A 12,416-nucleotide genomic window follows, 5' to 3' on the forward strand; every position below is an offset into this window, starting at 1 on the left:
ATGTAGAACTCAGCTGCAGTGGTCTGTTCGATATCGAGGATTTCGAGAAGCAGCCGCCGCTCCGGCAGCGATCCTGAGTGCCTCTGGACGTCCGTAGACTGGCGATATGGACGTTGCGTCGAAGCTATCGCCATGACCGAGCGCAAACCCCTCGGTGTCACCTTTGAGTCGTGGATCGACAAACAGATCCGCGAGGCCACCGAACGCGGCGAATTCGACAACCTCCGCGGCGCGGGCAAACCGATTCCGAACTCCGTCGATGACGAGAACTGGTGGCTGAAGGGCTACTTGCATGGCGAAGGAGTGCGTGCGGACGGCCTGTTGCCCCCATCCCTGATACTGCGCCGCGATATCGAGGAACTCCCGGAATTGGTGCGGGATATGGCTTCCGAGCGCGAGGTTCGCGAAATGGTATCGGAGCTGAACCAGCGCATCGTGGACTGGCTTCGAATGCCGCACGGACCGTATGTTCGGGTCGGACCGGTGAATACCGAAGAGGTTGTCGCGCAGTGGCGCCGTGACCGAACCGCTGCGCGCCGGAACAAGCAGCCGAAAGCAACCGCGCCGAGCCCACATAGTGCGCCACTACCAGCCAAACCCAGTTGGTGGCAACGGATTACGCGCCGCCGCTCGACCCGACAGGCCTGACACCCGAGTCAACGCGTTACAGCGACGACCGAATCATTACGGCCCCTGATGGCGAGATCAGCCCTGTCGCAGCGCTGCCTGCTCGGTGAGTTCGAGTTCGATGAAGGCATCGATCATGGCCCGCCAGACCGACTCCGCGACGGCTGGGGCCAGACCCGCCGCCGTGGCGCGCTCGCGGGCCAACGCCACCACCTGTGCAACCCGATCCGGCGCGCGGACAGCGTGTTCATCGGTCTTGAACGCCGCCGCCGACCGCACCAGGCGCTGGCGCTGTGCCAGAAGACGGATCAACTCCGCGTCAACGGCATCGATACGGGCACGGACCTCGGCGAGCGATTCGGGTGCGGACACAGCCGCCAATACTACGGGCCGTCAGACCAGGAACCGCAGTGCCGAGGGTTCGCCGCGCTCGAGTGCGGCGGTGTGCTCGGCGACGTTCAGGCCGTCGCTGAGCGTCGCCCCGGCGTCGAGCAGCGCGACAAGTTTGGTTTCGGCTTCCTTGACCGCTGCCGCTGCATCGAGCAATGCCTCGATCCGTTCGGGATCGACGACAATGACTCCTTCGGCATCGGCCAGGATCAGCTCACCGGGAGCCACCTCGACACCGCCGCAGCGCACCGGGATCTGCAACTGGCCGAGTTGAGAAGTGGTGCCCGCCATCGGGGTAACGAATCGGCTGTACACCGGCAGCGCGCAATCGCGCACATAGGCGATATCGCGGTACCCGCCGTCGACGATGATGCCGCCGAGGCCGCGCACGAGCGCGCCGCGGGCGAACAACTCTCCGGCGAAGGCGATATCGGCGCCGCCGCCATCGACCACCAGGACATCGCCGGGCGCGGCCGTCTCGACGGCCCGCAAGACCGCGAGGAAGTCGCCGCGACAGCGGACGGTGAAGGCGGGGCCGAAGATGCGCGGCTCGGCGGATCGGGGTCGAATCGCGCTGTCCAGCACTCGCGTCGACTTATCGGCGTCGCAGATCGCCGTGGTATCGACAGCGCGGAATTTGGTGACGAGCTGGTCGATCGGCATCGGTGACGCCCCTTCGAGACTCGAATGACGGGATCAGCTGGCATCGTACGGCCCGCACGCCCGCCCCACGCCCGCGCGGCGATCAGCACGGCCGGGTCGCGCACCGGCAGCGGCAGCAGTGAGGCGACGGTGAACACGAGTAGGCCGACGATCAACGCGCCGCGCCGCCCTTACCGATCTCCGAGCGCACCGGCGGGCAGCACCAGGCATGCCAGCGCCAGGGTGTAGCCGTCGACGATCCAGGTCAGCTGCGCCTGGCTGGCGCCGATATCGACGGCAATGCTCGGCAACGCCGTGTACAGCGCCGCCATGGATGCAACCACTAGCGCTACGGCCAGACAGGAGACCGCCAGCCGAAACCATTGAACCTGGACCACATTCAGGCCGCCGCGGTCCGAATGCGCGCAGGGAGACGAGCAGACCGCCGGGGCGCAGTGTGCGCAGCGACCGCACGCTGGGCATCCACCACAGTGACCGGGGCAGGCGCGGCGCTTCCCGGATCTCGACGGTCTCCATGGGCTCCTCGACACAAAACGATACTATTGGTATCGCTACACTACTATCGGTAGCATTTGACTCCATGGTTGCGATAGACTTCGTTGGACATGGCCGTCCAGGAATCCGAAGATCCGCGAAAGATACGGTCCCGCAACCGATTACTGGATGCGGCGGCCGAACTGCTGCTGTCCGGCGGTATCGAAGCGGTCACCATCGATGCGGTGGTCCGCACCTCGAAGGTCGCGCGCACCACCCTCTATCGGCACTTCGACAGCAGTACCCAGTTGCTCGCCGCGACGTTCGACCGACTGCTACCGCCGCCAGCCGAGGCCCCGACCATCGGAACGCTGCGCACTCGGCTCGTCGAATTGCTTTACCACCAGGCCAGACTCATCAATGAGGCACCGCTGCAGCTCACCACCTTGGCCTGGCTTGCGCTGAGCCCCGAGGTGGCAGATCAGGGCTCCGCACTGGCCGACCTGCGTCACCGATTCATCGAGCAGCACCGCACCCCATTCGAAGCCGTACTCGGAAACCCTGATACCGCAGCACGATTCGCCGACTACGACTCCGAACTCGCGCTGCTGCAGCTCGTCGGCCCGATCCTCCTCGCGAAGCTCGCGGGTCTGGCACGCGACGATCGCGCCGATTGCACCCGCATCGTCGATGACTTTCTGGCCGCCCGGCAGGCAGGACGGGTGCAATGCGGCTGACCGCGAAGGTGGCGCGCGAACGGTTCATGACCGAACCGGTAGCCCGCCTCGCCACCGTGTCCGCAGACCTGCGTCCGCACCTCGTGCCGATCGTATTCGCGGTCGCCGACGACATCATCTACACCGCGGTCGATGCGAAGCCGAAGACAACTACCGCGCTGCGCCGCTTGGCGAATATCGCCGCGAACCCGTCGGTTGCCGTTCTCGCCGATCACTACAGCGCCGATTGGACGCATCTGTGGTGGTCCCGAGCGGATGGCACCGCGCGCATCACCGACGACTCCGAAGCGCTACTGGCCCAACAGCTGCTCGCCGCACGCTATCCGGTGTATCTGACCCAGCCGCCACCCGGCCCGGTCGTCGCCATCGACGTCATCCGCTGGTCGGGCTGGGCCGCAAGCTGATACGCGGTGCCGAACGCGCCATCGCCGAGTTCGGCCGGATCGATATCCTGCTCGCCAATGCGGGGATCGCCTCCGGTGCGCCCATCGCCGAGAGCCATGTTCGCCGCTCCCAACGACGATCTGTTTGTGCCGCAGGAGGTTCCGAGACGATCCTGCTTTTGGTCGGCGAACACGGCCGTCACTTCAACGGCGCAGCCAGCACCATCTCCGGCGGTATGAGCGCGGGCACCACCTGAGGCGTCTACAAACCGACGACGCTCAGGATCGCCAGGACGAAGGGTGCGGCGACGACGAGCACCCCGACGACTACCAGCGCCGCAACCACATTCGCGATGCGCCAACCGGGCGAGGTCGAATAACGGCGCGAGAGCCGATGGGCATCCGCCGTCGACTGACGCGCCCACGCCATGTGGCGAGCGTTCTCGCTGCGCTGCCAGGCCGAGTTTCCGGGATAAGTCATCGTCGATATCCTTCCGACGCTTCGGGATTTGACACCACCAACGCTATGGCCGCCGCATCGCCACCGAATCCGCCGAAGTACTCATCGAAGTACTCACTGCCCGAAACGACACCGCACCCGATGAACCGAGCCGTGAGCACGACTGTGCCGCTTAAAGACTCGGAGTTGCCACAGTATGGGCACGCTGGTACAAAGTGCTGGCTCACAACAGAAGTAGGAAGGTAGTGATCGCATGCGCGGCGCAGTTCTCACGATGGCGGCGGTGATCGGCGTGATCGGTGGTGGCGTCGCGGTAGCCGGGTCCGCGAACGCCGTTGGCGACAGTGCCACGTGCGCGGTGCTGAGTACGGCGATCGATGATTTCAGCGCCAAGACCGATGCGATCGACACCTCCAATGGCGGCGGCCTCGCGGAGACGAAGCGGGTGTGGGCCGAGCTCACCACGAAGTTCGCCGATGCCGAGGCCAATGCCGACGATGGCCGGGTGCGGGTCGCCGTCGGCGGTGCGGTGGCGCAGTTGAATCGGCTGGCGGCGGTGGCGGACTCGGATCGACAGAGCGTGATCAACGATCCGGCGTTCATGGGCGCCATGTCGGCTGTCGACACCGCGTGCGGATTTTAGCGATTTCCCGTGCCTGCGGCGGTTGAGCGCGTGACGGCCGGCGCTCGACCACCGGACTTCCGTTATGGCACGATCTGGTTGGTGACCAGCAGACCAGCAACGGAGGACCACCTACGCGATCTCGCGCGGCTGCGTCGCGTCCGCGACCGAATCGACCGGGAGTACGCGCAGCCACTGGACGTCGACGCGCTCGCGCGCGACGCGCATATGTCGGCAGGGCACCTGAGTCGCCAGTTCCGACTCGCGTATGGCGAGCCGCCCTACGCCTATCTGATGACGCGGCGCATCGAGCGGGCGATGGCGCTGCTGCGTCGTGGCGACCTGAGCGTCACCGAGGTGTGCTTCGCCGTCGGCTGCTCGTCGCTGGGAACCTTCAGCACTCGCTTCACCGAACTGGTCGGCGTGCCGCCCAGCGTCTATCGAGACCAACAGGCGAGCGCGATGGAGGGGATGCCGTCCTGCGTGGCGAAGCAGGTGACCAGACCGATCAGGAATCGAGAAGCGCGGGCTACCGAGTCGCAACTAGCGTGATCGCCATGGACATCATCATTCACCAGACCTACCTTCCGCAGGACGACCCGGAGGCCGCACTGGCCTTCTATCGTGACGCTCTCGGCTTCGAGGTCCGCAACGACGTCGGATACAACGGGTTGCGCTGGATCACGGTCGGCCCGGTCGGCCAGCCCATCTCCATCGTCCTGCATCCGCCCGCCGCCGACCCCGGCATCACCGACGATGAGCGCCGCACCATCACCGAGATGATGGCCAAGGGCACCTACGCCAGCATCAACCTGGCCACCGAGGATCTCGACGGCGTTTTCGAAACGCTGCAGGCCAGCGATATTGCCGAGGTCGTCCAGGAACCGACCGAGCAGCCGTACGGGGTCCGGGACTGCGCCTTCCGCGATCCCGCGGGCAATATGGTCCGCATCAAGCAACTGCGCTGAGCTATCCGGCAGCTGTATCGGGCCTTGCGGCAACCCGCCGAGTAGTCCGGTAATCACCGCCCCGACCTGCGCGGACAGCTGGGCGAATGAGCCAACGACAATGCCGGTGGCGGCCACCGCCCGCCACCGGCACAGCAAACAGTTGCCAGGCCCCGTGCCGACGAAGAACAACCGAACGCACTGCTCGACGCTGGTTGGATCGAGCCAGGCGACTCCGCAGGAGCCCGCGAAGGCGGACCGCGTAACAGAGGGAGACACGATCAGCATGGCCAAGAAGACGGACACGCAATCGCCCACACCCCAGGTAGCCGACAGCCACGATCTCATCCGCGTGGTCGGCGCTCGCGTGAACAACCTCCAGGACATCAGCATCGAGATCCCCAAGCGTCGGCTGACGGTTTTCACCGGCATCTCCGGTTCGGGCAAGAGTTCGCTGGTATTCGATACGGTCGCCGCGGAGTCGCAGCGGCTGATCAACGAGACCTACAGCAGCTTCGTTCAGGGTTTCATGCCGACGCTGGCGCGGCCGGAGGTCGACGTACTCGAAGGGCTGACGACCGCGATCATCGTCGACCAGCAGCGAATGGGGGCCGATCCGCGTTCCACCGTCGGCACCGCCACCGACGCCAATGCGATGCTGCGCATCCTGTTCAGCCGACTCGGGAAGCCGCACATCGGCTCCCCGCAGGCGTTCTCGTTCAACGTCGCCTCGATCAGTGGCGCGGGTGCGGTCACGGTGGAGCGCTCCGGGCAGACGGTGCGCGAGCGCCGCAGCTTCAGCATCACCGGCGGCATGTGCCCACGCTGCGAGGGCAGGGGTTCGGTCAACGACATCGATCTGACTCAGCTCTACGACGACGCCAAGTCGCTCAACCAGGGTGCGCTCACCATCCCCGGCTACAGCATGGACGGCTGGTTCGGCCGGATCTTCACCGGCTGCGGCTTCTTCGACCCGGACAAGCCGATCAAGAAGTTCACCAAGCGAGAGCTCAACGACCTGCTCTACAAGGAGCCGACCAAGATCAAGGTCGAGGGCATCAACCTGACCTATGAGGGCCTGATCCCGCGGATCCGCAAGTCGATGCTGTCCAAGGATGTCGATGCGCTGCAGCCGCACATCCGCGCCTTCGTGGAGCGCGCGGTCACCTTCACCATCTGTCCGGAGTGCGACGGCACCCGGCTCAGCGACCAAGCCCGGTCATCGAAGATCAAGGGCAAGAGCATCGCCGACGCCTGCGCGATGCAGATCAGCGATCTCGCCGAATGGGTCAACGGGCTCGCGGAGCCGTCGGTGGCGCCGCTGCTCGACTCGCTGCGGCACACCCTCGACTCGTTCGTGGAGATCGGGCTGGGCTACCTCTCGCTCAACCGGCCGTCGGGCACGCTATCGGGCGGCGAGGCACAGCGCGTCAAGATGATTCGCCACCTCGGCTCCGCGCTCACCGACGTCACTTACGTCTTCGACGAGCCGACCGTCGGCCTGCACCCCCATGACATCCAGCGGATGAACGAGTTGCTGCTGCGACTGCGGGACAAGGGCAACACGGTGCTGGTCGTGGAGCACAAACCGGAGACGATCGCCATCGCCGACCACGTCGTCGACCTCGGGCCGGGGGCCGGTGCGGGCGGCGGCACGGTCTGTTTCGAGGGGACCGTCGAGGGATTGCGCACCAGCGGCACCATCACCGGGCGCCATTTCGACGACCGCGCCGCACTGAAGAAGACGGTGCGAAAGCCCAACGGCACATTGCAGATTCGCGGCGCGACGACGAACAACCTGCGCGATGTCGACGTCGACATCCCGCTCGGAGTGCTCACCGTCATCACGGGCGTCGCGGGCTCCGGCAAGAGTTCACTCGTGCACGGTTCGATCCCCGCGGGCGAAGGGGTGATCTCGGTCGACCAGGGCGCGATTCGCGGCTCGCGGCGGAGCAATCCGGCCACCTACACCGGACTGCTCGAGCCGATTCGCAAGGCGTTCGCAAAGGCCAACGGCGTGAAGCCGGCGCTGTTCAGCGCCAATTCCGAGGGCGCGTGCCCCAATTGCAATGGCGCCGGTGTCATCTACACCGATCTGGCGATGATGGCTGGCGTCGCCACCACCTGCGAGGAGTGCGAGGGGAAGCGGTACCAGGCAGCGGTGCTCGACTACCACCTCGGCGGCCGCGATATCAGCCAGGTGCTGGCCATGCCGGTGACCGAGGCCGAGGAGTTCTTCGGCACCGGCGAGGCGCGGATTCCGGCGGCGCACAAGATCATTCAGGCACTCGCCGACGTCGGGCTCGGCTATCTGAGCCTGGGCCAGCCGCTCACCACGCTGTCCGGCGGCGAGCGGCAGCGGCTCAAGCTGGCCACCCATATGACCGAGAAGGGCGGCGTCTACGTGCTCGACGAGCCGACAACGGGCCTGCACCTCGCCGACGTCGAACACCTGCTGGCCCTGCTCGACCGGCTCGTCGACTCCGGCAAGTCGGTCATCGTCATCGAACATCACCAGGCGGTCATGGCGCATGCCGACTGGATCATCGATCTCGGCCCCGGCGCTGGCCACGACGGCGGCAAGATCGTCTTCGAGGGCACACCCACCGACCTCGTCGCCGAACGCCCCACCCTCACCGGCGAACACCTCGCGGCCTACGTCGGCGCGTAGGCGTCCGGAATCGGATTCACTGTCGAGTCTGTTTCGCGCTCATGGGAAGTCTCGGATCGATCGCCGTATCGGTCCAGGTGCCGCGCAGCCACGCCTGTGCCGGGTCGTCGCTGATCCGCCAGGCCCGTTCCGGTCCGGGACCAGCCATGATGTTCAGGTAGTACATGTGGTAGCCGGGCGCGGCGATGGACGGGCCGTGGTAGCCATGCGGTACCAGCACCACATCGCCGTCGCGGACCTCCTCGAGCACATCGATCGGCCGCTCGGGAGTTCCGTAGACGCGGTGGTAGCCGAAGCCCGGCGAATCATCCGCGCCACGGGCGAATTCGAAGTAGTAGATCTCCTCGAGCGGGGTTTCGGTATCGGTCAGCTCGTCGTGTTTGTGTGCCGGATACGACGACCAGTTGCCGCCCGGCGTGATCACCTCGCAGGCGATGATCGAGTCGGCCTCGAAGGTGTCCGCGGTCGCGAAGTTGTGTACCTGACGGCTGCAGTTGCCCGCACCGCGCAACTCGACCGGCACATCGACCGCGGGGACATAACGGAACGGGAGCTGCCGCTGCGCGCGAGCGCCACCGAGCGCGAATCGCCCGCCGTTGGTGGTGGTCACGGTGTAGGAGTTGTCCCGGCCGATGTAGGCGAAGTCTGTCGGGCCGTCGAAAACGCTCTCACGCCCGGCCAATTCGCACGGCTGGCCAGCACAGACCACGGTGCAGGAACCGGACAGCGGTACGACGACGATCTCATCGGTGCGGCTGTGGGTGCGATGGGACTGTCCCGGCCCGAGTTCGATGACATGCAGACTGCAGTGCTCCCAGCCCGCCGACTCCTGGGTGAGTTCCACTGTGTACGGCGCACGGCAGTTGCGGGTGGCGGGTACGAAATACTTGCTGTGCATGGTGATCACCGCACCAGCGATACGGCCGTATCGACCGCGCCCGCGACATCGCCGTCCCGTGGATACAGCAGGGCGCGGCCCACAATCAGCCCCCGAACTCCCGGCAGCGCAAGAGCTTTCGCCCAATGGGCATAGGTATCGTCCGGATCTGTCTGCGGATCGCCGCCGAGCAGCAGGGTGGGCAGGGTGGTGGCTTCCATGACCCGGTCCATCTCCGCGACGACGGGCAGCTTCAGCCACGTGTAGGCCGATGTGGAGCCAAGTCCCTGAGCCAGATGAACGCTTTTGATGACCGCATCCGGCGATAGGTCGTTGACCACCTTTGTCCCCGGACCAGCGGGCCGGTGCGATATGAACGGCTCGAGCAGGGCGGCCAGGCCGAGCGCGGCGAGCTCATCGATGGCGGCGGCACTCGCCGTCATCATGGACAGGGTGCCCGGATCCGTGAGATCGAACCGATTGAGCATCTTGGCGCCATTGAGCCCGGCCGCGGCCGTCGCACGCGCGGTATACCCGGTCATCCGGTCGTCGAGCTCGAAATCCGCCCCCGCGATACCACCCCGGTTCATCGAGCTGAATACGACCTTGTCCTCGAGCGCACCGAGCAGCAGCAGGTCCTCGAGGATGTCCGCGGTGCCGAGCACGCCGTCGACACCCGGCCGGGCCAATGCCGTGACCAGCCGATCCAGCAACTCCATGCGGCTGTTCATGGCGTAGGGGTTGCCCGCGGCCGCCAGTGCGCCGCGGGCGGGATGATCGGCGGCGATGATCATCAACCGGCCGTCGCCGCGCACCAGACCACGGCGTGTCCTGGCCGCGAAGGCCCTGGCGACGGCGCCGGGATCGGCCGCACGCACCTCGGTCAGCTCGGCTACCTTCATGGCTTGGCACTCCCGGTCGGTGACAGCTCGACAAGTGCGTCGATTTCCGCGCTCATCGGCATGGCGGTGGAACACTCGAGCCGGGTGGCGACAATAGCCCCGGCGGCATTGGCGCGGCGCAGGATGGTCTCCAGATCCCACCCGGCGAGCAGGCCGTGACACAGACTGCCGCCGAAGGCATCTCCGGCACCGAGGCCATTGACCACCTCGACGGTTGCGGGCGGCACCACCACCGATTCGTGGCGAGTCTTGCCGAGCACACCATCCGGGCCCTGTTTGACGATGGCCAGTTCGACCCCCAGATCCAATAGCGCGTCGGCGGCCCGATGCGGGTCGGTCTCGTCGACGGCGATGCGGCACTCCTCGCGATTGCCGACCGCCACCGTGACCTGTGCCAGGGCTCGGCGCACCTGTGCGCGGGCCTGGCTCTCCTCGGCCCAGAACATCGGCCGGTAGTCCAGGTCCAATACGGTCAGCGGTCGGCGCTCGCGGATCGACCAGGCCCCGAAATGCGCTGCGCGAGACGGCTCTTGACACAGGCCGGTGACGGTGGACCAGTACACACCGGCACCGCGGATGAGTTCGGGATCCACCTGTCCACCGGTGATCTGCAGGTCCGGCGCGCTGGGCTCGCGGTAGAAGTACAGCGGGAAATCGTCGGGCGGGAAGATCTCGCAGAAGGTCACCGGTGTCGCGAAGCGATCGGTGGTCTGCAGGAGGGCATCCGAGACGCCGAGACGGACCAGTTCACGCCGTACGTACCGACCGAAGGGATCGGCGCCGACACCGGACCACAGCGCGGTGCGCCGCCCCAGCCGCGCCGCTGCCACCGCGACATTGGCGGCACTGCCACCGAGGAACTTGCCGAAGGTGTCGACATCTTCCAGGCCGACTCCGGACTGGAGCGGATAGATGTCGACGCCGACCCGACCGGTCGACACGACCTCGAATTGAGCGTTCACAGGCTGACTCCAGGGTTGGTCCAACTGGACGGGCATTGCCGCCTGTCCAGACTGTGCGCCACGCCATACCGCCTTGTCAAGACTTTGTCCGGACATACTGACTTACAGACATATTGAAACCGGGAGACTCGGAGTGCCTTACAGTGGATGAAACGGCGTTCACCAGCACCCGCCCGCCCCGAGGAGCCACGATGCCAGCGCCACTCGATATCGCGATCGACCGCACAAGTCCGGTCCCGCTGTATTTCCAACTGGCACAAGGCATCGAGAACGCGATACTGAACGGTCGACTCACCCCCGGTGACCGCATCGAGAACGAACTGGACCTGGCCAAGCGGCTCAATCTGTCGCGGCCGACCACTCGACAAGCGATCCAGGCGCTGGTCGATAAGGGGCTGTTGATGCGCAGACGCGGGGTGGGAACCCAGGTGGTACAGAATCAGGTGCATCGCCCGGTCGAATTGACCAGCCTGTACGACGACCTGCTCACCGCAGGGCAGGAGCCGACCACCGAATTGCTCGACTACCAACTCGGCGCTCCCGATATCGATATCGCGAAGGAACTCGGCGTGCCCGAGGATGCCCGCTTCGTAACCTTTCGCAGGCTGCGCCGTGCCGGAAGTGAACCGCTGGCCGTCATGACCAATTATGTACCCGCCGAATTCGCGCCCGCGCCCGACCAGCTCGAGTTGCACGGATTCTATGAATGCCTGCGGGCCAAGGGGATTCACATCGCCCTCGCGCGTCAGCGAATCGGCGCGCGCAGCGCCACGCGGGCAGAGGCTCAGCTGCTGGAGGAGCGAACGAACGCGCCGGTGCTGACCATGCAGCGCGTCGCTTTCGACAGTTCCGGACGCCCGGTCGAAATGGGTCGGCACGTGTACCGGGCCTCGCGGCACTTCTTCGACACAACCGTACTCAGCCGCTGAAACGGTGACAGTCGAAATCTGACGAATCGGATCATTTGTCCGAACATATAGACATCTATTGTCAGGTCTGCAATCGAAGCAGTTGCGGACCAACCGATCTGAGGCATCACGCCCGGAGCGAGTCAGGGCGAGCGCCGCGCGCAAAGGTGCCACGTAAATGCCGCGCCCGGCCCGGTGCCTGCGCGCTTTCAACCGACACCGTCGCGACACCCTTGCCGGCTGCCGAGGAGACTGCCGCGGCTGTCGGCGAGGCCCACCCAGTTCTGCCGCGCAGCCGCGACGGCCGGTCGATGCCGCCGCGGTGAACTGCCAGCGGTGCGGAAAACCACTGCCGGACAAGCGCCGCAGACACCGAATCTATTGCAGCAAGGGATGTTCCGCGCTGGACTCCTACGATCGGCGCAAAAACGGTGAACCGGTGCCGCCGCGCTGGCAGCATCCGGCACTGACCGCCGAGGACCCGATGCTGCGAGCCGCCGCGCAGCACGCCTGGCAATTCGGCCAGGCCCGCGGCTGGAGCCCGTCCACCACGATGTGTGTGTTTGACGGTCTGGTCACGGTCCTGGAAAGGCGTCCCGCCGGACAGCGGGTGCTGCTCAGCGAGGTCCGCTCGCGCCCGCATCGCTGGGTGTCGCGGCCACGGCTCGCCGAAGTCCTCACCGATCTGGACCTCCTCGACGGCGATTCGGCAACCGCGACATGATCCTGGATCGACTGTGTCACAAGCGATCTCACGCCAGGATTGCCGAGCCGGTCAGATGCTGGCTGACGC

The 12,416-nt window shown here is 65.9% G+C and carries 15 protein-coding genes and 1 pseudogene; 9 read left to right on the forward strand and 7 right to left on the reverse strand.

Annotated features, from left to right (window positions below):
- Positions 1-132: 132 nt before the first annotated feature.
- Positions 133-648 (forward strand): DUF1992 domain-containing protein, encoded by a 516-nt coding sequence (locus ACQP0C_RS20455; protein ID WP_433722069.1) that lies wholly within the window; start codon positions 133-135, stop codon positions 646-648.
- Between the two features lie 57 nt (positions 649-705).
- Here ACQP0C_RS20455 and ACQP0C_RS20460 read toward each other — a convergent pair whose 3' ends face one another.
- The 3 genes and pseudogenes from ACQP0C_RS20460 to ACQP0C_RS20470 form a co-directional block, all read right to left on the reverse strand.
- The gene (locus tag ACQP0C_RS20460; protein ID WP_433722071.1) at positions 706-999 is read right to left on the reverse strand and encodes a chorismate mutase; all 294 of its coding nucleotides are present in this window, start codon (positions 997-999) and stop codon (positions 706-708) included.
- A 21-nt stretch (positions 1,000-1,020) separates the two neighbouring features.
- The gene (locus ACQP0C_RS20465) at positions 1,021-1,680 is read right to left on the reverse strand and encodes an RraA family protein (RefSeq protein ID WP_433722073.1); all 660 of its coding nucleotides are present in this window, start codon (positions 1,678-1,680) and stop codon (positions 1,021-1,023) included.
- A 35-nt stretch (positions 1,681-1,715) separates the two neighbouring features.
- A pseudogene (locus tag ACQP0C_RS20470) lies at positions 1,716-1,991 on the reverse strand (MFS transporter); the annotation flags it as partial.
- 294 nt (positions 1,992-2,285) lie between these two features.
- Here ACQP0C_RS20470 and ACQP0C_RS20475 point away from each other — a divergent pair.
- Both ACQP0C_RS20475 and ACQP0C_RS20480 read left to right on the forward strand, forming a co-directional pair.
- Positions 2,286-2,891: a TetR/AcrR family transcriptional regulator gene (locus ACQP0C_RS20475; RefSeq protein WP_433722075.1), complete on the forward strand. Its 606-nt coding sequence runs from the start codon at positions 2,286-2,288 to the stop codon at positions 2,889-2,891.
- Positions 2,882-3,295: a TIGR03668 family PPOX class F420-dependent oxidoreductase gene (locus tag ACQP0C_RS20480; protein WP_433722077.1), complete on the forward strand. Its 414-nt coding sequence runs from the start codon at positions 2,882-2,884 to the stop codon at positions 3,293-3,295. Before ACQP0C_RS20475 ends, ACQP0C_RS20480 begins: the two co-directional genes overlap by 10 nt.
- Positions 3,296-3,536: 241 nt before the next feature.
- Here the strand turns inward: ACQP0C_RS20480 and ACQP0C_RS20485 are convergent, their stop codons facing one another.
- A complete protein-coding gene (locus tag ACQP0C_RS20485) occupies positions 3,537-3,755 on the reverse strand; it encodes a hypothetical protein (RefSeq protein ID WP_433722079.1) in 219 nt (72 codons plus the stop codon).
- A 232-nt stretch (positions 3,756-3,987) separates the two neighbouring features.
- On the opposite strand from ACQP0C_RS20485, the gene ACQP0C_RS20490 reads away from it, so the two are divergent.
- From ACQP0C_RS20490 to ACQP0C_RS20505, 4 genes are all read left to right on the forward strand, one after another.
- Positions 3,988-4,377: a hypothetical protein gene (locus tag ACQP0C_RS20490; RefSeq protein WP_433722080.1), complete on the forward strand. Its 390-nt coding sequence runs from the start codon at positions 3,988-3,990 to the stop codon at positions 4,375-4,377.
- An 81-nt stretch (positions 4,378-4,458) separates the two neighbouring features.
- Complete coding sequence (locus ACQP0C_RS20495; protein ID WP_433722082.1) at positions 4,459-4,908, forward strand: helix-turn-helix transcriptional regulator; 450 nt, start codon at positions 4,459-4,461, stop codon at positions 4,906-4,908.
- Positions 4,909-4,913: 5 nt separating this feature from the next.
- On the forward strand, positions 4,914-5,324 hold the full coding sequence (locus tag ACQP0C_RS20500; protein ID WP_433722084.1) for a VOC family protein: 411 nt from the start codon (positions 4,914-4,916) through the stop codon (positions 5,322-5,324).
- Between the two features lie 265 nt (positions 5,325-5,589).
- The gene (locus tag ACQP0C_RS20505) at positions 5,590-7,974 is read left to right on the forward strand and encodes an ATP-binding cassette domain-containing protein (RefSeq protein WP_433722086.1); all 2,385 of its coding nucleotides are present in this window, start codon (positions 5,590-5,592) and stop codon (positions 7,972-7,974) included.
- 16 nt (positions 7,975-7,990) lie between these two features.
- On the opposite strand, the gene iolB is transcribed toward ACQP0C_RS20505, so the two are convergent.
- The 3 genes from iolB to iolC are packed head-to-tail and all read right to left on the reverse strand — an operon-like array spanning position 7,991 to position 10,751.
- Positions 7,991-8,872, reverse strand: coding sequence for a 5-deoxy-glucuronate isomerase (gene iolB, locus ACQP0C_RS20510; RefSeq protein WP_433722088.1), 882 nt, complete (start codon positions 8,870-8,872; stop codon positions 7,991-7,993).
- 5 nt (positions 8,873-8,877) lie between these two features.
- On the reverse strand, positions 8,878-9,753 hold the full coding sequence (locus tag ACQP0C_RS20515) for a Cgl0159 family (beta/alpha)8-fold protein (RefSeq protein WP_433722090.1): 876 nt from the start codon (positions 9,751-9,753) through the stop codon (positions 8,878-8,880).
- Positions 9,750-10,751 carry a 5-dehydro-2-deoxygluconokinase gene (iolC, locus tag ACQP0C_RS20520; protein ID WP_433722092.1) on the reverse strand — a complete coding sequence of 334 codons (1,002 nt, stop codon included), beginning with the start codon at positions 10,749-10,751 and terminating at the stop codon, positions 9,750-9,752. Before iolC ends, ACQP0C_RS20515 begins: the two co-directional genes overlap by 4 nt.
- Before the next feature lie 155 nt (positions 10,752-10,906).
- On the opposite strand from iolC, the gene ACQP0C_RS20525 reads away from it, so the two are divergent.
- Together ACQP0C_RS20525 and ACQP0C_RS20530 are read left to right on the forward strand one after the other, a co-directional pair.
- Positions 10,907-11,644: a GntR family transcriptional regulator gene (locus ACQP0C_RS20525; protein ID WP_433722094.1), complete on the forward strand. Its 738-nt coding sequence runs from the start codon at positions 10,907-10,909 to the stop codon at positions 11,642-11,644.
- Between the two features lie 418 nt (positions 11,645-12,062).
- Positions 12,063-12,347, forward strand: a complete 285-nt coding sequence (locus tag ACQP0C_RS20530; protein ID WP_433722096.1) for a hypothetical protein — start codon at positions 12,063-12,065, stop codon at positions 12,345-12,347.
- The last annotated feature ends 69 nt before the right edge of the window (positions 12,348-12,416 follow it).

This window comes from Nocardia sp. CA-129566, from assembly GCF_050956075.1.
Lineage (GTDB): Bacteria > Actinomycetota > Actinomycetes > Mycobacteriales > Mycobacteriaceae > Nocardia.